Origin of the sequence: Trinickia symbiotica (assembly GCF_002934455.1) — a bacterium.
GTDB lineage: Bacteria > Pseudomonadota > Gammaproteobacteria > Burkholderiales > Burkholderiaceae > Trinickia > Trinickia symbiotica.
This window is the reverse complement of sequence record NZ_PTIR01000041.1, coordinates 1-21,073: the sequence shown is the minus strand read 5'-3', so window position 1 is coordinate 21,073 and position 21,073 is coordinate 1. Positions and strand designations below refer to the sequence as shown.

The window sequence follows — 21,073 nt, the reverse complement described above, 5'->3', positions numbered from 1 at the left end:
CCGCATGATAGCGACGGCCGCGACCTCAGCAGGTCAGCCGCCGAACACCGGCAAATCTAGTTGTCGCCACCGGCAAAAGTAATTGTCGCCAGACAAACGGACGTCGCTTACCGTCCGGCCGGTATATGTTCAGCGTTCCTTGCCTTGTTCCTTTTGACGCCGTAGGTGGATCGCTCGCATACCAGCGGCTCGTGCGCCTTGGTAATCCGCTCTCAGCGAGTCACCGATCATGAGCGCGTTTTCAGGCGGAACACCCAGCTGGTCACACGTCCAGTGAAAAATCCGACGATCTGGCTTTAGGTAGCCTACTTCAAACGACCAGGCGAATACATCTAGCCCGACGGGGAGAAGCGCGAGAAGCGGGGCCGCGTACGGCTTTGCCAGATTGGACGCGACGGCGACTTTAAGATTGCGCTCGTGTAGGCCCGCCAGTACATCGGGAACTTCCGGGTAAAGCTCAATGCTCGCTAGCTCCGTGGCAAGGTCAAATTCCAGTGCTTCCATGACTTCTGGCCTTGGATCGAGTCCCAGCGCGGCGGCTCCTGCGCGGAGGCCCAAAGGACGCGTCATGACGGTTTCTCGCGCGGGCCAGAAATCCCTTTTCTCGCCAAGCTTAAACAAGCGAAGGAATGGCCGGCGTGGGTTCACAATCCGGCAGAGCGTACCGAACGCATCGAAAATGACGGCTTGCACATCGTCGCCAAGCCTCACGTCGGCTAGGCTGGGCACAACCCACGGCAAAGCCTTAGGCCTATGACGGAGTGGCTTGAACGCATTGAGGTTCGCGCGAGCATTGTGCAGCGCGTGGTGGGCGCTCTCTCCGGTGTCTACAAAATAGGCTTCGTGCTCGTGTGCGTCGAGCTTTTCCCATACGTCTTCCATTTTCCAATATTTTGGAAAGATGCCACCAAGCAGGTGCTCGAGCAATCGCCGATCTTCCCCAAAGTAATAGCAGAGCACCGGGTGCCATCTTTCTGACACGTTGCACATCCAGCGCAGCACATCGTTGCGCAGGTGCATTGGCGAGATCGCCAGGCCCGGATACCGGCCGAGCTGCGGCAAAGCAACATCGTTTACGAAATCACTGCAAAACGGGGGCTCGAAATCGATCGCTTCACCGTAGAACTCGCGTCCGTCCTCGCCCACAATGGCAAGACTGATGAGCTTGTTCCCGTCGCAGGAAGTAACCTTAGTAGCCAAAAAGTAACGCGTCATTTCACCCCCGATTGCTCGCCAAAGCTGACGTAACCGACGATTCAGGGCTATCCGATCACCGGTAAACGGCATGATCTCTTTGGGCGTCGAGACATGGCCGGGCCGCAGACCGGCCGAGAGCAGCCATTCGGCCATCGCCAGTGTGTAGTTCGCCTCGAACGTTTCTCCGGTCGCGAAAAGCGTAACGAGAAATACGCTTTCGTCGCCTGCTTCGTGCAGCGCGCGCACACTGGCGTCCACGGCCGGCTCCTGCATGGTCATGCCCAAACGTGCCGAAGACTCCCCAGCACGATCCTGCGCAGGATCCAGAAGTTAAAACCGAAGTCCACGATCAGGGCAACGATGCCGCCGCCCTTGAACATCCAGAACCATGAAAGAAGCATTCCCAGCGCAGCAACGGCCGTCGTGATCGCGGCCACCGTCAGGTCTTTGTTGACCTGCGCGCTTCGGCCAAAAATGCGGCCGGCCGTCGCACAGGCGAAAATGAATCCGAAGATCATGCCGACCAGCGGCAGCGTGAAAATGAAAGCTAGAAAGGCCGCCTGCATAGTCTCGGCCCGCTTCATGGCCTGTTCGGCCGATACGGTTTTTCCGGTTTCCTGCGTCATCTGCTTTTGTCCTTGGTTGAATCGATAAGCTTGCAATCTCACGCGAAAGTCGCTGCGAACGTCATCCAGTCTTTGTGCCTCGCGAGCGACAAAGCCGGCAGGCCGCCGTCGCGAATCAGGCTCCCGACGGGCGCGAACTGCTCCATGAACGGCCGTCGCAGTAAGTCCGGCAATGCGTCGAGCACGATGAAATCAGGTGTCTCGATGTCCTGGTTGCCGAGCGGCAAATCGAGAGAAGTGTCGCCGTACTCCAGGATTTGCGCCGCGCTCATTCGCTCGAAGCGATCACCGCCTTCGAGCAGCGCTTCGAGCACGGCCTCGCGCGCCCTGGCGAGTTGTCGGTCGCTCCAGCCCTGCATGGTGTTGCTGTCGCGCATCGCATTGCGGGCCTGCGTTTCCTGGGTACGTCGTGCCTTGTCGGCCGTGCTCCGCTTGAGCAAATCAACATTGCTCTCCAGCGACTGGACGCGCTGAATCAGTGTGCTGCTTTCGGCATCGTGGATTTCATCGAGCCGGGTTTCCAGGTCGCGCATCCTAGCCTCTTGGTGCCATACGATGCCTTTCAAGGCATCGAGGCGCTGGGCCATTACAGCCGGGTCCTTCAGGCTCTCCGGAGCGATGGCGTCGTCAGCTTCCATCGTTGTTCGGATCAGATCATCGATCTCCAACACTTCGTCCGGCAATGGCCGTTCACGCATTTGCATTTCGGGCTTCGACCGTTCACTGTCTTCCGGCGTAACAGGCGTTGCCACATCGCTCGTATTCATCACACAAACCCCATGCGCGTGCCCGCGCGGTCATGCTTCATTTCGGGAATCATGGCCGGCGTGATTTGCCCGCCGCTGTTCAGGGCGCGGCCGACCATCATGCGCAGCAGGCGATCGACATCTCGCCCGCTTTCGAGCCCTGCAACCAGTGCACCCACGACGGCCTCGGGCAACACGGGCGCAATCTGGTTTCGCACGGGCGGATGCTCATCGATCAGGCGGCCATACATCCGGCTGACCAGCGCGACCATTTCGCCCTCGTTGAGCGGCCGAATCTCGAAGACATTGAAGCGCGAGCGCAACGGCGTGCTCAGCTCGCCAATATCGTTCGCGGTCGCGATGTAGTTGATATGTGCAGCATTGATCGTCACCTCCGGAAACGACGCATCGGCGAACTGCGCGGCGGTGCGCCGCTCCAGCAGCGTGTACAGGCTCGCGAGCGGGTCGTACCCGTGATACGAACTGGTCTTATCGATCTCGTCCAGCACGAGGATCGGATTGATGACCGGGCTATGCGCGAGCAGCTTGAACACGGCTCCGGGCTGGGTATTGCCCCAATAGGCTTCGCTGCCGCCGAGAAACGCGTGCGTCTGTCGGTTGTTCATCGCGACGACTTCGGCAGGCAAGCCCAGCACCTTCGCCAGCTCCAGGCAGAAGGTAGTCTTGCCGGTGCCGGCGGGGCCTACCAAGAGGATGCGCTGAAAGTCGAGCCCATGCCCGGCCGTCTTGGCAAAACCCAGCTCGGCCTCAATCCAGCCAATCACCGCATCGAAGTTCGGATGGTCCTGCGCGAGCTGGCCGAGCGCGGCATCCAGTTTTTCAGTGCGCTTCGCCCCGAAGTCTTTCACGGCATGACGGATGAGCGGCATCAGCCAGCGCTTGTAACGCTGGCTGTCATCCTTGTCGCTCGAACCGACCCGCTTTGAAATGCCGATCAGCTCGCACACTTTCAGAAAATCTGGCGACTGCATGGTCCCCCCGTTCGTTGACGCAATATTATATTGCGTCTCGCCAAAATAATAGTTCGCGTTGTGATCCGGGTCAAGCCGATCTACACTCCCGGGATGGATCAGACATTCGACATAGACCAGGCGCGGCTTGCCGCGAAGGTCGGTGCAATAACCGCAGCGCATGTGCGCGCGGTGAACGGCAATCAATGGGCGGTCGTCTTCGCGACGCCGGCCGGCACGCCGGAACTCGTCACGACACGCCAGCGTGAGCCGCGTCGGTTCCGCGACGCTGCGCTCGCGCTCAAGGCACTGCGAGAGATCGGCGTTTTGACCGCAGTCGTGGAGATGGAGGGATGGGATACGGCGGCAGGTAAGCCACCCGCTTGGTCGAGACCGGAGCAGTCAGCGAAGATGAAAGCGCGCCATCAGCGTGCGGCTGCGGATGCTGAGCTGGAAGAGAAAGTCAGGGAAGCCATCGCGAAAGCGCCGGGTTCGGAATGGATGGCTAACTCGGATCTTGTCGCGGTCCTGGTGGCCAAGGTCGCACAGATCGATGATTTCGATCTTCATGCCGCGATTGAGGCAGCGTTGAAGGCCGGGCCACCACCTCGGCTGCAGGGCGAACCGGTTGGCGACGACTTGTAGACCACATCCGTTCGAGCCCGTGTGGCCTGCAGCGCTCTCCAGAGTCCGAGGCGAATTCTCCCTTGGCCGACTTGCGCGCCACGTCGAACTACCGACAACAAGGCACATTTTTCCTGTTTGTCATTTTTTCTAAAGATTGGTAGTTGCAAAAGGCCAGTGAAACGCACCACCGTCGTCTGCTTGTCAATCCCGCCGAAAACCAAACTCAAAGGCCTCGTCTGTTGCCGCCAGATCTCGGCCGCACGCACCTGCGGCAAAACGACGCAAATGTGCGTCATGTATGCGTTATTCTCCTCTATAAGGCGGTGCGGTAGATCAAGCGAGTGCGGAAGTGCATCGAATCTCCGTCAGTTGGAGTAAATGCTTGGTGCGGCCGGCAAGCTACAAAGTGAATTGTAGATTGATCCCGGAGCGCCCTGTCCGTAGTAGCAGAGTCCCCAAGAGCGAGGGAATGGTTGCCTCGGATTAGGGGCTAGCCCTAGGTCACCCCCGTCCATGAAGCGATTAAACGGTCGCCTTAGGGGCGATGCCGACGCTGCGCCAAATGGCCGATCCGGAGGTAACGCTCGACGTCGACTGCCGCACCTTTGCCCCAGTTGGATTTGCAGACGAGGCACCCCTCCTGGGGCTCGTCGCGTGACACCAACACTTTTGCCTCCTGTCCGCGGTATTCCAATAGTCGCACTGAAGGGCGCATACCCGTCACGGCTGCCATGAATTCGGCGGCAGCCAGCGACGCAACAACGCCGTTGATCGGCGCAACAGAAGGGCCCTTCTCCCCGAGTGCTCCCTTCGGGACACCGTAGATCCTATCCTCCACCTCGAGTTGTTGCTCCGGCTCGAGGAAGCGCCGCACGTCACGCGGATCAAGTTGACCAAGGCAGTGCAGGCAGCCACCGCCCGTGGCGACGCAAACGCGCCCTCCGTAGACGCCAGGCGTCGGCACATCGGAGGCGACGTCGATGTAGGGCTTCGCATAGGCCGCGCACAGCTCGTTGAGTATGGATCGCGGTCCGTCCTCGTCGAAGCAGCCGAAGATCCAATCGGCGTTTCGCACCGCCTCGAACGCGTCGGCAGTGACGAGGTGCGCTAGGACAGGAATGCTTTCGACCTGCGAGTTCGTCTCGCGGATCAACCGGTCGACGATCATGACCTTGGCGCTGCCGGGCACCGGGTCCGTGTCGCGAGCGCCAAAAAATCGATTCCGGTTCGTTGTGTCGAGCTCCTCGTCATCGACCGTCGTTATCTTACGCACGCCCAGCAGAGCAAGGTGCGGCGCCAAGGCGCTACCAAGGCCACCAGCCCCCAAGATGACTGTCGACGTTGCCCCAAGCTTGCGCTGCCCCTCTTTGCCGAACAGTAGCTCGTTGCGGTGGTATCGATCAGCGAGGTTGTCCATGCAATGCCCTCGTGGTGTGATTTGTTGGTGTCAAAATTCGATCGCCCGCGAAGACCCTATCAAGCGCATGTGACCGATGTGGGCTGTCGGTCCACACCAGTGCGTCAAATCCGCTGGGCGCGACAACGATCGCAGCATATGGGCGCTTCGGTAACCGCCACAGCATGTGCGGTACGGTCTCTGCCAGGCCTTCCATGTCGGCGCGCGAAAACATCGCTGGCCAGGGGGCAGGATGCGAGTGAACTTCAACCAACGAGCCCTTCAGATCATGCGCATGCTTGATGATGCGGGCACGCGCATTATCGGCTAGCTCCAGGTAGTCCGACTGCTGCCGTTCAAAATCGCTCTCCGCAAGCTTGATCATTTCGATCAGCTCGAGATCATGCATATCGCCCGACGTCTGCGCCTTAACGACAAGGAAGGCCGCCTGCTCATGCCGCGCCGGCACGGGGAGCAGATGTGCGCGGAGTTCCTCGAAGGCTCCGGCAGGGAAGCGCAGCGAAATTGTCATGCGCCCTCCAGGAGCCGCTGATGGAAACTGTTGGCCCACCGGAGCAAGTTGGAGCCCTTGTGCAGATCGTCGCTGGCGAACCAGCCGTCTGGTGCCCATGAAAAGAGCCGCCAGGTGTCGCCGAATGGCGGCGTGACGGTGGCGGCAGCGTTCGTCGGGACGGCACCCCGGAAGCTGAACTCCATCGGCACGGCGAAGCCGTAGGGCTCGCCCACCGGATAGTTTGCAGCGATCTTGAACGTCACCGGCACCACGCCCGTGTCGTGCTCGCCGAGCTGCCATCCTGGGGGGCAGCGATACTGCGGCAGACGGAACCAGTCTTCGCCATTGTGTTCGAGGTGCTCGGCGTCGGCGTACTCGCCTTTAAGCAACTCGAACTCTGCTGCAAGCCGATCGCGCATCAGGCCGCGTTTCCAACGATGTTTCTTGCCAAACCCGTGGCCAGGCTTGATCTCGACGACTTCCCTGGGCGCCAGCGTGCGCTCGTTATTGTCCTCGTCCACCTCGATGACGCCTTGCTTTGGATCCCACCCACCGAGTTCGGCTATCTGCTCGGTTGTGATTGTATCGGCGCCCCATGACATCTCGACGCCTTCGATCACGACGAACCGCTGCGGGCCGGTTTCATGCTCGGTCCCGGCCTGCGACTGCACTGTTTCGCTTGCACCCATGACGACGACCCCTTGTGTGGTTTTCCGGCGTGGCGCGAATTTGCATCCACGTCGCGTATTTTACATAGCATGCTAAGAACGTCAAGCACGCATCAAGCACGCTTTGCAAATCAAGCAAGCGGCGGCTAAACTAGTTCAATCAGCCCGCCAGAGGCCCCCTATCGTCGTCCGCAGGAGAACCGTGACCGCCACCACATTGGGCCAATATTTGTCTTTGGTCAGGAAAGAACGCCATATGACGCTTCGCGATGTGGAAGCAGCGACCAACAAGGAAGTGTCGAACGCGTACCTGAGTCAGATAGAGAACGACAAAATCCAGCGCCCCGACCCGAACATCCTTCACGCTCTCGCGGAGGTCTATCTAGTCCGCTACGAGGAACTGATGGAGCTTGCGGGCTACATCACACCGTCAAAGGAAGGCCGCGGCGCGGACGAACGGCACGGCCGCGTCCCCACTTTCGCGAAGCTCAACCTGACGGCCGACGAAGAGGCCCAGTTGCTCCAATATCTGAAGTTTCTGCGCTCTAACAAGAAATAATGCCGCTACCCGACGACAGCAGCCTCGAACCAGCCGCACTGCGAGCAGTCGAACAGAGGGCTCGCGCCGTGCTTGAGCGATCTGATGCCTGGGGGCGATTTCCGACGCCGGTCGATGACGTCCTGGCTGCCGCCAAGTTGCGAGTCGCCCCGACGAGCATGTTTGACCCCGGGCGCCTGGTGGCATATCTCCGCGACAAAGCAAACGAGACGGCGAGGTCGTTGAAATCAGCGATCTCGAAGGTCCTAGGGATCTATGACGCCGGCGAGCAGGTAATCCATATTGATGACAGCGTTGGCGTCACCCGGCAGACGTTCCTGAAGCTACACGAGACCGGTCATCATGAAATGCCAACGCATCGCAAGCTCTTCAGCCTGTTCCAAGACTGCGAGAAGACGCTAGCGCCGGAGATCGCCGACCAATTTGAGCGAGAAGCCAATAACTTTGCCCGGTTCGCGCTATTTCAGGGCGACGCTTATATGAAGCAGGCGGCGGACATGCCCTGCGAACTGAAGACCACACGAAGCCTCGCTAAGGTCTTCGGCGCCTCACTCTATGCATCTGCCCGCGAATTCGTGCGTACACACCATCGGGCCTGTGCTGTTTTTGTTCTCGATCCTCTTGCCGCGGGACAAGTTGGGCCGATAACCGTGCGTCGCATCGAAGCCTCGTCGAGCTACGCCATGCTTTACGGCCGGCCCTCAATCTCGACTATCGGTCCTGACCACCCGCTGTGGCCAGTGTTACCTTGGGGGCGACGGGTAACACGCCCGATGGGCATTGGTATGCGCGATCCGGCAGGCGCACTTCACGAATGCATAGCGGAAGCTTTCGATACAACCTTCAACATACTGATCTTAGTAGTGCCGGTTAAGGCTTTGACCACAACGTCGATTATTTTGCCTTCGGATGTGAGCGCGTAATAGCGGCCGCCGCGCGCGATCTATCTGTAGCGTTTTGAACGTTGTCGTTTAGGACAAGGCTGCGGTGCTTCCCGCGAGGAATGCATTCAGCAGCGACATCGAAGGTGAGTGCGGCGCAGCTCTCGATTGCGCGAATTGAGAAGGAGTCGAACGGGCGGGGGGACTCTAGTGTAACGGAGCGCCTACTTCAAATGCCGGAAATAGTTGTCACTCATGGCCCTATAGATTGAGCGATCTTCCGCCGAAGCGGCTACTGCGGTTGGAGCGGCTCCAGGGCGGGGCGGCGCCTCAGCTTTGCTTGAGCGAGCATCAACCTTCAAGCTTACAAAGACAGGCAATTCAAGCTGCCGTCGGGGAGTGGGGGGCTTGGCCATCGGTTTCCTCGTTGCGCAAAAGTCCCGGGAACTTCAGCTGCTTGCTCTCGATCTCGGCAACAACAACCTCCTCCAACCGGGGGATCGCTCGCAGGCTCACGTGCGTTGACGGTGTGGCCTGATGTCGACCCGTCAAGTTTAGCACGCCGCCCTTCTTCCGGTTACCTGCTTCGAAAAGATCGATGAAGCGACGTGGTGCCACGCCATCAAATTGCAGAAGGCGAACTGCATCGTTCGCACCCACCGACTCAGTCAGCGCATCCTTGTGTAGTCTCGTTGCCAAGCTTTTGCGGTACGGCTCAATGTAATGCACTTCCGAGACTCCGGCGGCCACGATGTGTCGCGCACACGAGTGGCACGGATACGTGGTCACATAGAGCTTTCCCCCTATGACCCTTTCGCCCGCAACCCGGCTGGCTCCTAGTATGGCATGCATTTCGGCATGGACAGCTCGGGAAAACTCTATCAGGTCTTTCACCCTGGAATCGTTTAGCACGATTGAGACAGCTTTATCTTGATCGGACTTGGCCAACAGGCCGGCGCTTGCCAAAGTCTCAACAAGCTTTGCGGCAATGACACTTTTTTCTTCATCGTTATAGCATTTACCTCCCCTCTGCGCAAAACAACGCTCGTCAGTGCCGTTCGAACCGGTAAACGTCATCGTGGATGCAATGGATGGCTTGCCGTACACACCACCCCCGCTTCGCGGCACGTCATTCCAGCCGACCGACAGGAGTTCTCCGGCCGAAGTAGTTACTGCCGCTCCGACCTGCCGGGAAAGACATGCTGAATTACGCGCCGCTGAAGCCGCCGAATACATGGCGTTTTCTTCCGGGGTGGGTGTTTCTATAGATGTTCGAAAGATGAGATTGAAAAAACGGCGCAATTTTTCTACCAACTGCGCCACGGCTGCTGCCTCGGTTGGCCCAACTGCGGGGTGGTCGATCCGAAGAAAGAAATCGCACTTTGGGAATGTATCGCGAACGGATTGGCCGTGATCGAATTCTTCGCCCGAATCTGTGTCGATCAGTTCATTTGTCTCCTCTGGTCGTAGCGCTCCCGGCTGCTCCAGATTTTTTCGACGAATCTCAAGCGGAGAAAACACGCCGATAGCGAAAAGAGCGCTGCCATATATGAGCCGTAGAAGATCAAGCTCCGAACTGTTTTTTATTGAATCGATGACGTGGCAAACACGCTGAACTTTAATCTGCTTTGTCGTGTCGGTCTGTGCCTCGTTTGCTATATCTTGAAATTCACCGAATTTCTTACGCCGATCACCGCCAATCTTGGCAATCGCTAGTTTGGCCAAGATGTCTTTGCCAAAAGTGAGACGCAGGCGATCTCCTGCTGCGATGAGTGATTTAATTTGGTCGAACCTGGTGGCATCATTGAGTTCGCCAGGCTGGGCATTGAGGCGAATGAAATCGCTGAGCCGTAACCGTTCCGTCCGATAGCCAAACGCGCTTAACGCGTTTTCGATTTGCTCGGACGCTTCATGAAGTGGGGACCCAATGGGGCCGCATTGTGCTATCACCAGCTCAGGCGTTAAGCTAGCGTTTGCTTCGCTCGTACTATCTACCTGCGGCCGCGCGTGAGCGCCCGGCATGTCAGTTACCTTTGCAGTGGACCCCGTCATGAACTTCCCCTTACTTTTGTTATTCGAATAACGACAGAAAACATCCATAAACGCAACATCGAATGCGGCACGACAACATTTTATCGACGTGTCGTGTCTCCGCCGCGGCGCAGGGTTCCTCGGGGACGGCGAGTTCATATTAATCGAGCATCTTCACGAGACCTCCTGCTTCAGCATAATAGTAGCGCATTAGCATCTTAGTGTCGCGGTATCCTGTAACACTCGCCAACCCACGTCATGGAAGTTCGGGGCCAACGGCGAAGTCGCCTCGTGTCCGAAGTCGTAGAAGCAGAGGCCCGCGAAAGAATTTGAGTCTTTCGCGCTTTTGTTTCAGCTCAGTCTTGCTCGTAGCGCTGCCTCACCCGAGCGACCGCTCTTTCGAAGGCCGGCGTCACCGCATGAGCGTCGTCACGGTTGGCCGGCACCTGGAGTCCGTGTCGCCCCGGTGATGTTGTATGCATACCGGTTTGAACGGCCTGCAACGGCCTTGCGTCACTGAGTAGTGACGCCCCCAGTGGGTAATCCAAATCGGTCTATGCTTTCGCTTCAGTTAGCGAAAAAGAGCTTCCTGCACCGCCAGATTTCTGGTACAGCATTCTCTTATCTCGGCCGAAGTGATGCCACCCCAACCGCGGAGTTCAAGCACCCCAAGTGCAAAGGTGTAAGTCATTGTCGCAAGAAAGTAGTAGCTTTCGTAGCGCTTTAGATCTGCCTTACTGGTGCGGAAAGGACTCAGGAGCTCGCCATGTGCTCGTTCGTTTCTGGCAATGAATGCGTACAGCGACAACAGAAAGTGCGCTCGCTGTGCGGGAGAGAGCAAATTGCTGGAATCGGACATGTCGAGTTTACGAAACGCAGGCGCGCAGGTGCGTTTTGTTGCCAACGAACCGGAGGCGTAAAGTTTCAGGAAATTGGCTGCTTGCTGCACCGCCTCGTGCGAAATCGGTTTCGACGTGGTTAAGCCGGCACCGAAAACAAATTTTTCGATGAATTGATGGTATCTCGCGGGCTCGAAAAATTTTCTCACTCGCTCGACGATCGGTCCGCTATAGGCATTGCATCCCAGCTGCGCCTCGCAAATGTTCTTGGCGACATAGCGGTAAGACGACAGAGGCATGGCACGCGTCAAGCTATCAATGATGCTTTCCCACTCTGTCGAAGAGTGGGCTATCAACCTATTTCCAAGCCCGTTGACGATTCCAGTTATGCCTTTGCCTGGAAAAAGCGATGAAGCGCCGCGGTCAATGACGGTGAAGCAGTGATCAAAGAGGTAGTCCGGCCTCTCCGGGAGCGCCTCAAGTCCGTTCAGAAAATGCCCAACCATCTTCTGGTAATCTGGGTTGTCCTCGTGGCGGAGCTTGGCTTGCTGAAATAGTTTGACAGGTCGCTTTTTTTCGAGTAGCTCGTGAAATTTTCTCTCTGCCTTGAATAGGGTGATTTGCGGCCAGTCGTTATGTGAGTTGACACGCTCTTTCTTGAAGTCCAATCAAGTTTTCCCTTTGTATTGGCCGCACGGCACTGATTCGAGGTCTGTGGCGCCTCACGTTGCTTATTTATTCTATCCGACTATGCTCAGAGGAGCCGCCTCAGTCTGGATACAGTTCGCGGAGCTTGTCCTCTTGCAGTTTGATGCAATCGAAGATTTTATGAAACTGTTCCTCGTGCCATTCGGGTTCTCCCCGCCCAATGTGTACGCGCGCGCGTTGCGCATTCAGCTTGTCAAACAGTTCGTCGCAGTGCTTCCAGTACGGAGACCTCTTCTGTGCCTGCCCTCTGACGATCCAGACCGCCTTCGAGTCGCTACCATGAAAACCGGGGACGAAATAGATCGAGCGCGCCAGATTCTTCAAACCTTCGTCTGCCGTTAAAAGCCATGTGTCTTGTATTCTTCCGTCGAGCTGCTCGTTCGATCGCATGGCGACTCCTCGGTAATAAATTATGTCTCGAGCGGAATTGAGCGCCTTCCGAAGGCGCTCTTCGATGCTCCCGGTCTTCATGAAGTTCCGACGAATAATGCGAGCGAAATTTGCAAACGCCTTGTCCTTCTCATCAGCTGCAGCGAAGAAGCAAAAGCGTGCCACTTCTGCCTCCACAGCAGAAAGCATGTCGGCGTGCATGCACATGTAGTCGACGTACGAGGAGAACTTCTCTTCCGGGGAGAGGTGGTGACCACATTCATCAACTACTTGAATCGTCAAGATCGCAAGATAAGCAATTGCTTGCACGTGCCGATCGCCATCAGGAAGCGCGTCGAACTTTGCGCCTCTGGCGTGGTTTTCTTTCTCTTTGGTCGCATTGGGCGTATCGACGAACTGTGGACAATACTTCGCGAGAAAGGCTTCCCAGGTAGTCCACAGAGCATCGGCATATTCCTTACTTACCTCGGCGAGGGCGAAGCCTGGCGACAATGTGATGGGAAGTTTGTTGAACTTTGACACCATGCGCTGTAGGCCGGAAGTCTCAAACGTTGACTGTCCCGTCATGACCTCGTGCATCTTCGAAAGAATGTTCAAGTCGAGTACGACGGTCGTCTCCACACCTTTTCGGGCGTTTTTTGCCGCGCGGCTGTAGTTCAGGTCCGGGAGACGGGCGTGGGTTCGGGAGGGCTTAATGGCGAGCGGCTGAAAGCTCATGACTACCTGAATGTGCGGAGAGTGTTTAGCGCAATAAGTTGGCATGCTTACATGCCATAACGGCGTTCTAGCAAAAAACTTAAGCAATCGGGGCGAATCGGCGGACTCATCAGGGCGCCGTTGTTACGTATGATAATGTCCTTTATCTTACATAAGGACGGAAAGCACGGATGCTCAAGATCGATGGTTTGGACAAGCTGACGCGACAGCTCGAGGAAGCGTCCCGCGCCTTCAAATCGCTGGATGGCGAGATCGCCCAAGTCAGCATCGTGCCGGGAGATGAAGCGAGCGTGCAGACGGCGATTCGGGAAATGGAAGCGGCTATCGACCGCAAGGCCGCCCCGTATCGCGGCAATCCGCTCGTGGACTCGGTGGTCAAGCAACTCAAGGAAACGTACCGCGATGATCTCATCCAGCGTGGGCGGGGCTAAGCATGACGCGCGACATGGACCTGATCCGCGAGCTGCTGCTGAAGCTCGAGGCGCTGCCAGTTCCGGCAACCGAACTCAGGGTGATTGACGGCGGCGCAGCCGCAGTGCAGGTCGAGGGCTACACCACCGAGCAGATTGACTACCACCTGTTGCTGTTGGAACAGGCGGGCTTCATTCATGGGGGAGGACTGGAAAACTTCGGCATGCGTTTTGGGCCCGGCATTGGCTTTCAAAGCTTGACCTGGGCCGGACATGACTTCCTCGATGCAATGCGCAGCCCCGACGTCTGGGACCGGACCAGGCAAGCCGCATCGGCTGCCGGCGGCTTTACGGTGGACGTGCTCGTGGCTGCGGCGAAAAGCTATCTCGAGGGCAAAATCAAGGGGCTCATCGGTGGCTAATACGAGCCTCGCCATTCCTGCCGGCGTACCCGTACCAGCGCTGGTGACGGCCGCCGGCGAGCGCGCCGGCGTGCGGTTTCTCGAGTTCTTCGCGTCGACCATCCGCAACCCGCACACACGTCGCGCGTATGCGCGCGCCGTGGGGGACTTCCTCGCCTGGTGCGCGGAAGCCGGCGTCGCGGCAATTACCGCGGGGCAGCCGCTGCATGTCGCTGCCTGGATCGAGCTACAGACGGTCACGCATGCGGCGCCGACCGTCGAACAGCGCCTCGCGGCAATCCGGCATCTATTCGACTGGCTCGTGACGGGCCAGATCGTGCTCGTGAATCCCGCCGCCTCGGTGCGCGGGCCTAATCATGCGGCGCGTACGGGCAAGACGCCCGTGCTGGAGGCGGCTGAAGCGCGGCAGCTGCTCGATAGCATCGACGCGTCGACGCCCGTGGGCCTGCGCGATCGGGCGTTGATTGCGCTCATGGTGTTTTCGTTCGCGCGGATTGGGGCGGCGCTCGCGATGCGCGTCGATGATGTCTACGTGCAGCAGCGGCGCCTCTGGGTGCGCCTGCGCGAAAAGGGCGGCAAGGCGCACGCGATGCCGTGCCACCACACGCTCGAGGCCTATCTGCACGCTTACCTCGAGGAGACCGGGATCGCGGCCGAGCCGAAGGGGCCGCTCTTTCGCACGATCGCGCGTGGCACGGGGCGCTTGAGCGCGACACCCTTGCCGCAGGCCAACGCCTACGCGATGGTGCACCGGCGGGCGGCGGCCGCGGGTATCGCGACGAAGATCGGCAACCACACGTTTCGCGCGACGGGCATCACCGCGTACCTCAAGAACGGTGGCACGCTCGAGAACGCCGCGGCGATGGCGAATCACGCGTCGACGCGTACTACGCAGCTCTATGACCGGCGCCGTGACGACATCAGTCTTGACGAGGTGGAGCGGATTCGCGTGTAGAGCACGATGGCCGCTGTGCGGCCAAGGGGAGGCGTTCGCGTGGCGCTTCAGGCAGCCGCTGCCAGGCCGTCCGTGTGCTCCCCCACTGGCATGGTCGACGCAGCCTGATCGACCAGAGTCTCAGCGAAACGCGCTTGGCATGTCTGGCGTGCGGTCAGGCGTTTGCGCAAGTCAGCACATAGACGGCGCAACTCGTCGACGCGGGCAACGATGCGTTGTTGCTCAGCAAGCGGAGGAAGTGCAATCGGCAAGCATGCGGATTTCGCCAGATACAGGCACGGCTGGGCGTTCTGCTTTACCGAACTCCAGATGTCATTTTGCGAATCCGGGGATTTTAGATGTAACTCAAGGTATCTCGGGGCCAATCCCGCGGTTGCAGGACGAAAAAGGGTAACACTCCGTACTAGGACCATTTCGCGGTCTTCGAGCAAAACCGAGACGCGGCCAGTTGTCGCGCCGACAGACACCATCAGGATGTCTTGCGCCTGCGGTCTGCATCTTGACCAGCACTTCTCCGCTATCTTGCGCGGTACGAAGTCTGTGACGCTATAGTCGATGAATCCATCACGCACGTTCTTGGCGGTAACCAAGGGCACCTGAGATTGATCGTCCGTGCGCTCCGGTGTCAGATGTTCGCCATCAGTGACAACTGAACACAGAGTCCCGAGGCGCACCCATTCCCATCCAGAGGGCACCGTATATCGCTGTTGGTCAATTTCGATCGGCGGTAACTGCTTGTCCCGCCTTATTTCGCCCTTTGCGATCAGGCGGTCCTTCTCGCGGCGGATTTTTTGCAGCATTGCGTTCGCCGGTTCGTCGTTCAAGCCTTGAGGAACCAGGAGCCCGCGTACGGCGAGCTGCAGGATGGTCTGCTCGAGCGCATCGACGGCGTCCGGCCGGTCGAGTAGCAAGTCGAAATGCGAAGCGACACGAGCCCAGTTTTCCGCAAGCGCGTGGGACGATTCGCTGGCGGCCAGCGCATCAAACAGCGTGGCGGTCAGCTGAACGTGCCGATCTCTTTCCAGCCGGCCGCGGGTCTCCAGTTCATCGCACAGGCGCATCAGTTCGTCTACCTTCGCAACGATCCTGGCTTGTTCGGCAAACGGGGGAAGCGGAAGAATGTATTCCTGGATGCTTTTCAGGCCGACGTTTGGCTGCGTTGTCTTGTTCGTGGCAAGGCGAGCCTGGTCTCGGATCGTCTGCGAGATTGAGACGTAGTATTGATATTCGGGCACGACAAATGCGTGCAAGACCTTCACAATTGCGCACGAGTATGACGCCAAGAAGGGGCGATCGGTCTGGACAAGCCGAACCGCTCCAATAGTTCCATACCGGGGATAAATCAAGTCGCCGCGCTCGGGCCTAATCTTCGACGACAGATCATTAAAGTCAATGGGGGAGATTTTTTTCGCGTTGTCAAAGTCGATTGTGCCGTCGGGCTGGAAATCCCTAGGGGACACATAAGGTATGCCTTCAGGGACTTCCTGCGGCATCTTGTGGTCAATGTCACCGATTTGCTTCGCGATTTCATTCCAGCGGACCCATTCCCAGCCTTTTGGCAAAACATACGGCAGCTCCTCGTCGGTTATTTCTGGAAGCGATTTCTGCCGTTTAAGCGTGCCTGCCGCAATCAGGTGTTCCTTCTCGACGCGAATCCGTTCGCGGAGTTGGTCGGCAGTTTCGTCGCGCGGGTCCTGCGGCACCAACTTGCCCTGCACCGCCAGCGACAGAATCAGCTCACGCAGGCGCGCGATCCCGTCCGGCGCCGTGGCGAGTAGTTCAAAGCCAACCCTGAGCTTCATGCCTGCCCCTCCAGCGCCTTCGCCAGGATGCCTTTGAGTTCATCGCGCAGCGCCTGCGCTTCAGAGGTCAGCCGCTGGTACTGTGTCAAGAGCTCGTCGGGGTCGTGGCTGATCTCGTCACCCTTGTGCGGGTTCTTCAGGTCAAGGTTGTACCCATTCGCCTTTAGCGTGGCGATATCCACCTTCCAGGCGAACTCGTTCTCGACGCGGCTGGCAAAACCGTCCGCTTCACTGCCCCACCACGCCTTCTCCGGCGCGAACTCCTCGATACGGATCGGCTTAGTCTTCGAATAGCTCTTGTAGCCGGCCGGGTACGGGTGTTCGTAGTACCAGAGCTCGCGCGTCGGCGTGCCCTTCGTGAAGAACAGCATATTGGTCTTGATGCCGGTGTAGGGGGCGAACACGCCATTCGGCAGGCGCACGATCGTGTGCAGATTACATTCGGTGACCAGCTTTTCCTTGATGCGGGCCTTGACACCGTCGCCAAACAGGGTGCCGTCCGGCAGCACGACTGCGGCGCGGCCGTTGTGCTTCAGCAGTTCGATGATTAGCACCAGGAACAGGTCGGCGGTTTCTCGTGTCCGCACGTCCGCTGGGAAATTACCCTCAATCCCCGGCTCCTCGGTCCCGCCAAACGGCGGATTGGTTAGGATCACATCCACCATATCCCGCGTGCCATAGTCAGCCAGCGGCCGAGCTAGCGTATTGTCGTGGCGGATCTGCAATGGCACTTCAATGCCATGCAGCATCATGTTGGTGACACACAGCATGTGCGGCAATTGCTTCTTTTCGATACCGGCGATCGCATTCTGCAAGATGGCGTCGTGCTCGACGTTCTTACGCTGCGCTTTCAGGTGCTCGAGCGTACAGGCCAGAAAACCGCCGGTGCCGCATGCCGGATCAAGGACCCGTTCGCCGAGCTGCGGATTGACCTGGTCCACCATGAACTGGGTAATCGCCCGCGGCGTGTAGAACTCGCCTGCGTTGCCGGCGCTCTGCAGATCCTTGAGGATCTTTTCGTACAGGTCGTTAAACAAGTGCCGGTCAGCACGATTGTTGAAGTCGATCTCGTTGATCTTGTTGATCACCTGTCGCAGCAGCTGCCCGGACTTCATGTAGTTGTACGCGTCGCTAAACACCTCGCGGGCCACGAAGCCGCGCGCATTCCGCTGTGGATCGGCGTTGAGCGCCTTGATCGACGGGAACAGGTCGGTGTTCACGAACGTCAGCAGCTCGTCGCCCGTCATACCCTCTGGGTCGGCCGCCCAATTGCGCCAACGCAATCGCTCCGGCAGTGGCGACTTGTAATGGTCGCGCATCAGCTCAAGTTCGGTTTCTTGGTCATCGAAAATCTTGAGAAACAGCAGCCAAGTGAGCTGCGAGATGCGCTGCGCGTCGCCATCGACGCCGGCGTCTTGGCGCATGATGTCCTGCACGGACTTGATAAAGGTAGAGCTGATGGTCATGAGTGAACCGGTAAAACGTTATTGATAGAGCGAGCGTTCGAGCTCGCGGATTGCAGCCTGATACTGAGCCCGGCCGCCGAACGCATGAACTAATTCGACCGGCGAGCCGAGCTGGTCGAGCGGCGCGAGCCGTAGCACTTCGGGGCGCTCGATGTTTTCAATGCCGTCGTCGGCATATTTATCGAGCAGCGCCTGCAGCACCAGGCGGGCCATGCCAGAGTATTTCGCGAAATAGTCTCGCTTTTTGACGTTCTCGGCGCGTTCGCGCCGGGTCAGCGGCATCTGGCCGAATGCTATATGGCAAACCAGGTCGAACGGGTCGAGATCCTTGCCGGCCTCCTTCGCCAATTCGTCGAACAGGATGCCCTGTTCCTCGAGTTCGGCGATGATAGCCTGCTTACGGTCGGCATCGTTCCAGGCCTGCAGGAACGCGTCGAGGGACACGAAGCGCTTGCCGATCTGTATCCTCGTGAAGTCGCGCAGCGACTCTGTGATCAGCTTGCCGTCGGGCCCAAGATACTGGACCCGCTCATTGACGACATAGACGGGCACTTCGTCAATGACGTACCTCGTTCGGCCAGTGCCCGGGCTGTCAGGCCCAACCGGCAAGGCGTCGTCCTCACCTTCGAGACCACCAGCGGGGTCGCCCATCGGACCGCCATCCTCTTCCGGCGGAACGACGGGTTCGTCGGGCTCGGGTTCGAACACGACGACTGGATCGCCGTCAAAGGCCGGATCGGCAAAGAGTTCGGTCGCCTTCTTGAAGTCCAGAATGGTAAACCACAGCTTGCCGTACTCCTCGTCGATCCGCGTGCCGCGGCCGATGATCTGCTTGAACTCGGTCATCGACCTAATCGTACGATCGAGTACGACCAGCTTGCAGGTCTTCGCATCGACGCCGGTCGTCATCAGGCGCGACGTGGTGGCAATCACCGGAAAGTCCTTGCGGGGATTGATGAAGTTGTCGAGCTCGAGCTTGCCTTCGAGGTTATCGCCGGTGATCTGCATCACGTACTTCGGATTGACGGTCGCCAAGTCGGAGTTGGCATTGACCAGCGCCTGGCGCATCCGGGCTGCGTGGTCGATGTCCTCGCAGAACACAATGGTCTTCGCCATCCGGTCGGTCGCCTGGAGGAATTCAGTGATGCGTTTCGCGATAGCTTCGTCGCGACGCGTCAGCACAAGCGACCGGTTCATGTCGGACTGGTTGTAGATCCGGTCTTCGACAACCTGTCCCAGCCGGTCGACCATCCCGGTCGTTGGCCGCCAGCCCAGATCCTTATCGAGATCGACCCGAATCACCTTGTACGGCGCCAGAAAGCCATCTTCGATGCCTTGCCGCAACGAATACGTATAGACGGGCTCACCGAAGTAAGTGATGTTCGATACCTCGGCGGTTTCCTTCGGCGTCGCGGTCAGTCCGAGATGGGTCGCGGAGCTGAAATAGTCGAGGATCTCGCGCCAGGCCGAATCCTCGGCCGCACTGCCGCGATGGCACTCGTCGATCACGACGAGGTCGAAGAAATCGCGGCTGAACTGCCGATAGATGTTTTGCGTCTCTTCCGTGCCCGTCACCGCCTGATACAGCGACAGGTAGATCTCATACGACTTGTCGACGGACCGGTTTTCGATCTTCGTCATCGCCCCGCCGAACGGCTTGAAGTCGTTGGTCTTCGTCTGGTCCACCAGAATGTTGCGATCGGCGAGGAACAGGATGCGCTTCGCCGCGCGCGCCTTCCACAGCCGCCAGATGATCTGGAACGCCGTGTAGGTCTTGCCGGTGCCCGTTGCCATCACCAGCAGAATCCGCGACTGCCCCTTCGTGACCGCCTCGATTGCGCGGTTCACAGCGTTCAGCTGGTAATAGCGCGCCGGCTTGCCGGGGTAATAGTCCTGCGCAAAGACCGGCTCGACGTCTGGCCCGATGCCCCTCCATGCCACGTAGCGGCGCCACAGGTCCGCCGGGGATGGAAACTGCTCCATCGTGATCTCGCGCTCGAGCACGCCGTCATGCAAGGTCTTGTCATGCCAGATGAAGCCATCCCCGTTGCTCGAAAAGGCAAACGGGACGTCCAGCATCTCCGCATAGGTCAGCGCTTGCTGGATGCCGTCGCGTACCGTGTGGTTGTTGTCCTTCGCCTCCACGATCGCGAGCGGGATGCCGGGCTTCAGGTACAGCACGTAGTCCGCACGCCGAATGGTCTTCTCGTCGCGCTTCGCCCGGTTACCCCGCACCACGACCCGACCGCTGGTAAGCACCACTTCTTCAAGCAGTTGGGTGTTCAGGTCCCAGCCCGCCGCGATCAGCGCGGGGGAAATGAATTTGCTGCGGATGTCCTGCTCGGAAAGCGGTTTTTTATCCATGTTGTTCCCGATTTCATGGTCTGCCCGGCAAAGCATGACCAATCATCACGCTGGGCTACAAAAAAGGCCCCTTTCAAACTGCCTACGCTCCGTCTCAGTTCAGCGACAGTATAGAGCCGAGCTATTCTGTGGTAGTGGAATTACGCTACAGCTACTCGGACCGTCAAGTCCATGAGGGGCGTTATGAACAAGGCGAAGCATCGGAACCCCCGGCGCGAACTGCTAAGTCGGTATGGGCGCGTCGTTAGCTGGCACGCAAGCCTCTCAGTTCGCGCGGACCGGCCTCGTGGTCTTCCTCCATGGCGAGAGACTCACTCATCGATCCAGTTGGAGGGGGAGCTCACCGAGGCGGTGGCCGGCGTTGCCCGGTTCTTGATTCAGGTTTCTGTCAAGGACAAACCAGATTTGGGCATTGCCCCCACTCCGAACATCGGTGTGTTCATATCAGTCAAGCCGGAGTTACAGGGAGTCGTTGATATGTCCGAAGGCGAGTTTCAACGATTGTTAACGCTAGCCACGTCAGACCGTTTGAAGTGGATTTTTGTCGCATTCACGTTGCCGGTGCGCCGGTCCGCTTTGATCACCTGCATCGACTTCAACACACGCGCGCCCGACGACGAGACGTAACGCGCTGCAGTTGATCTGATGCTTCGATCGGTGTCGACCGGCTTACGGCAAACGACGGTGGTCTGTAAGCGCGAATTTAAGCGCACCTAGAATCGGAAGCTGAACGAGCGCAGGCTTGCGTCCGCAACTACAACTTGCGGACGCAACCTATGACTGA

The 21,073-nt window shown here is 58.6% G+C and carries 20 protein-coding genes; 7 read left to right on the top strand and 13 right to left on the bottom strand.

Annotated features, from left to right (window positions below; translation table 11 throughout):
- Nucleotides 1-129: 129 nt before the first annotated feature.
- Genes B0G57_RS30240 through B0G57_RS30225 form a run of 4 tightly spaced genes read right to left on the bottom strand, consistent with a single transcriptional unit; the run spans nt 130 to nt 3,537 of the window.
- Nucleotides 130-1,455 carry an HAD family hydrolase gene (locus tag B0G57_RS30240; RefSeq protein WP_158256644.1) on the bottom strand — a complete coding sequence of 442 codons (1,326 nt, stop codon included), beginning with the start codon at nt 1,453-1,455 and terminating at the stop codon, nt 130-132.
- A 17-nt stretch (nt 1,456-1,472) separates the two neighbouring features.
- The gene (locus B0G57_RS30235) at nt 1,473-1,823 is read right to left on the bottom strand and encodes a hypothetical protein (RefSeq protein ID WP_018443233.1); all 351 of its coding nucleotides are present in this window, start codon (nt 1,821-1,823) and stop codon (nt 1,473-1,475) included.
- Nucleotides 1,824-1,861: 38 nt separating this feature from the next.
- Nucleotides 1,862-2,590, bottom strand: a complete 729-nt coding sequence (locus tag B0G57_RS30230) for a hypothetical protein (RefSeq protein WP_018443232.1) — start codon at nt 2,588-2,590, stop codon at nt 1,862-1,864.
- A complete protein-coding gene (locus B0G57_RS30225; protein ID WP_158256643.1) occupies nt 2,590-3,537 on the bottom strand; it encodes an AAA family ATPase in 948 nt (315 codons plus the stop codon). Before B0G57_RS30225 ends, B0G57_RS30230 begins: the two co-directional genes overlap by 1 nt.
- 54 nt (nt 3,538-3,591) lie before the next feature.
- Between B0G57_RS30225 and B0G57_RS30220 the strand changes: the two genes are divergently transcribed.
- Entirely contained in the window at nt 3,592-4,185 is a 594-nt protein-coding gene (locus B0G57_RS30220) for a hypothetical protein (RefSeq protein ID WP_158256642.1), read from the top strand.
- A gap of 517 nt (nt 4,186-4,702) precedes the next feature.
- Here the strand turns inward: B0G57_RS30220 and B0G57_RS30215 are convergent.
- The 3 genes from B0G57_RS30215 to B0G57_RS30205 are packed head-to-tail and all read right to left on the bottom strand — an operon-like array spanning nt 4,703 to nt 6,766.
- Complete coding sequence (locus tag B0G57_RS30215) at nt 4,703-5,584, bottom strand: HesA/MoeB/ThiF family protein (protein ID WP_018443229.1); 882 nt, start codon at nt 5,582-5,584, stop codon at nt 4,703-4,705.
- Complete coding sequence (locus B0G57_RS30210) at nt 5,568-6,095, bottom strand: Mov34/MPN/PAD-1 family protein (protein ID WP_018443228.1); 528 nt, start codon at nt 6,093-6,095, stop codon at nt 5,568-5,570. Before B0G57_RS30210 ends, B0G57_RS30215 begins: the two co-directional genes overlap by 17 nt.
- Entirely contained in the window at nt 6,092-6,766 is a 675-nt protein-coding gene (locus B0G57_RS30205) for a hypothetical protein (RefSeq protein ID WP_018443227.1), read from the bottom strand. The genes B0G57_RS30210 and B0G57_RS30205 overlap by 4 nt, the downstream gene beginning before the upstream one ends.
- Before the next feature lie 181 nt (nt 6,767-6,947).
- Between B0G57_RS30205 and B0G57_RS30200 the strand changes: the two genes are divergently transcribed.
- A complete protein-coding gene (locus B0G57_RS30200) occupies nt 6,948-7,304 on the top strand; it encodes a helix-turn-helix domain-containing protein (RefSeq protein WP_026230144.1) in 357 nt (118 codons plus the stop codon).
- Nucleotides 7,304-8,227: an ImmA/IrrE family metallo-endopeptidase gene (locus B0G57_RS30195; protein ID WP_018443225.1), complete on the top strand. Its 924-nt coding sequence runs from the start codon at nt 7,304-7,306 to the stop codon at nt 8,225-8,227. The genes B0G57_RS30200 and B0G57_RS30195 overlap by 1 nt, the downstream gene beginning before the upstream one ends.
- A 339-nt stretch (nt 8,228-8,566) precedes the next feature.
- On the opposite strand, the gene B0G57_RS30190 is transcribed toward B0G57_RS30195, so the two are convergent.
- The 3 genes from B0G57_RS30190 to B0G57_RS30180 form a co-directional block, all read right to left on the bottom strand.
- Nucleotides 8,567-10,237: an anti-phage dCTP deaminase gene (locus tag B0G57_RS30190; protein ID WP_035469410.1), complete on the bottom strand. Its 1,671-nt coding sequence runs from the start codon at nt 10,235-10,237 to the stop codon at nt 8,567-8,569.
- Nucleotides 10,238-10,787: 550 nt separating this feature from the next.
- Nucleotides 10,788-11,723, bottom strand: a complete 936-nt coding sequence (locus B0G57_RS30185; protein ID WP_018443223.1) for a hypothetical protein — start codon at nt 11,721-11,723, stop codon at nt 10,788-10,790.
- Between the two features lie 100 nt (nt 11,724-11,823).
- Nucleotides 11,824-12,870, bottom strand: coding sequence for a hypothetical protein (locus B0G57_RS30180; protein WP_018443222.1), 1,047 nt, complete (start codon nt 12,868-12,870; stop codon nt 11,824-11,826).
- Between the two features lie 170 nt (nt 12,871-13,040).
- Between B0G57_RS30180 and B0G57_RS30175 the strand changes: the two genes are divergently transcribed.
- The 3 genes from B0G57_RS30175 to B0G57_RS30165 are packed head-to-tail and all read left to right on the top strand — an operon-like array spanning nt 13,041 to nt 14,657.
- Nucleotides 13,041-13,301, top strand: coding sequence for a hypothetical protein (locus B0G57_RS30175; protein ID WP_018443221.1), 261 nt, complete (start codon nt 13,041-13,043; stop codon nt 13,299-13,301).
- Nucleotides 13,302-13,303: 2 nt separating this feature from the next.
- Entirely contained in the window at nt 13,304-13,702 is a 399-nt protein-coding gene (locus tag B0G57_RS30170) for a DUF2513 domain-containing protein (RefSeq protein ID WP_018443220.1), read from the top strand.
- Nucleotides 13,695-14,657, top strand: a complete 963-nt coding sequence (locus B0G57_RS30165) for a tyrosine-type recombinase/integrase (protein WP_018443219.1) — start codon at nt 13,695-13,697, stop codon at nt 14,655-14,657. Before B0G57_RS30170 ends, B0G57_RS30165 begins: the two co-directional genes overlap by 8 nt.
- Before the next feature lie 47 nt (nt 14,658-14,704).
- Here the strand turns inward: B0G57_RS30165 and B0G57_RS30160 are convergent, their stop codons facing one another.
- Genes B0G57_RS30160 through hsdR form a run of 3 tightly spaced genes read right to left on the bottom strand, consistent with a single transcriptional unit; the run spans nt 14,705 to nt 20,289 of the window.
- Nucleotides 14,705-16,459, bottom strand: a complete 1,755-nt coding sequence (locus B0G57_RS30160) for a restriction endonuclease subunit S (protein ID WP_018443218.1) — start codon at nt 16,457-16,459, stop codon at nt 14,705-14,707.
- A complete protein-coding gene (locus tag B0G57_RS30155; RefSeq protein ID WP_018443217.1) occupies nt 16,456-17,925 on the bottom strand; it encodes a type I restriction-modification system subunit M in 1,470 nt (489 codons plus the stop codon). The genes B0G57_RS30160 and B0G57_RS30155 overlap by 4 nt, the downstream gene beginning before the upstream one ends.
- Before the next feature lie 18 nt (nt 17,926-17,943).
- Entirely contained in the window at nt 17,944-20,289 is a 2,346-nt protein-coding gene (hsdR, locus tag B0G57_RS30150) for an EcoAI/FtnUII family type I restriction enzme subunit R (protein ID WP_018443216.1), read from the bottom strand.
- A 327-nt stretch (nt 20,290-20,616) separates the two neighbouring features.
- Between hsdR and B0G57_RS30145 the strand changes: the two genes are divergently transcribed.
- On the top strand, nt 20,617-20,916 hold the full coding sequence (locus tag B0G57_RS30145) for a hypothetical protein (RefSeq protein ID WP_018443215.1): 300 nt from the start codon (nt 20,617-20,619) through the stop codon (nt 20,914-20,916).
- Nucleotides 20,917-21,073: the final 157 nt, after the last annotated feature.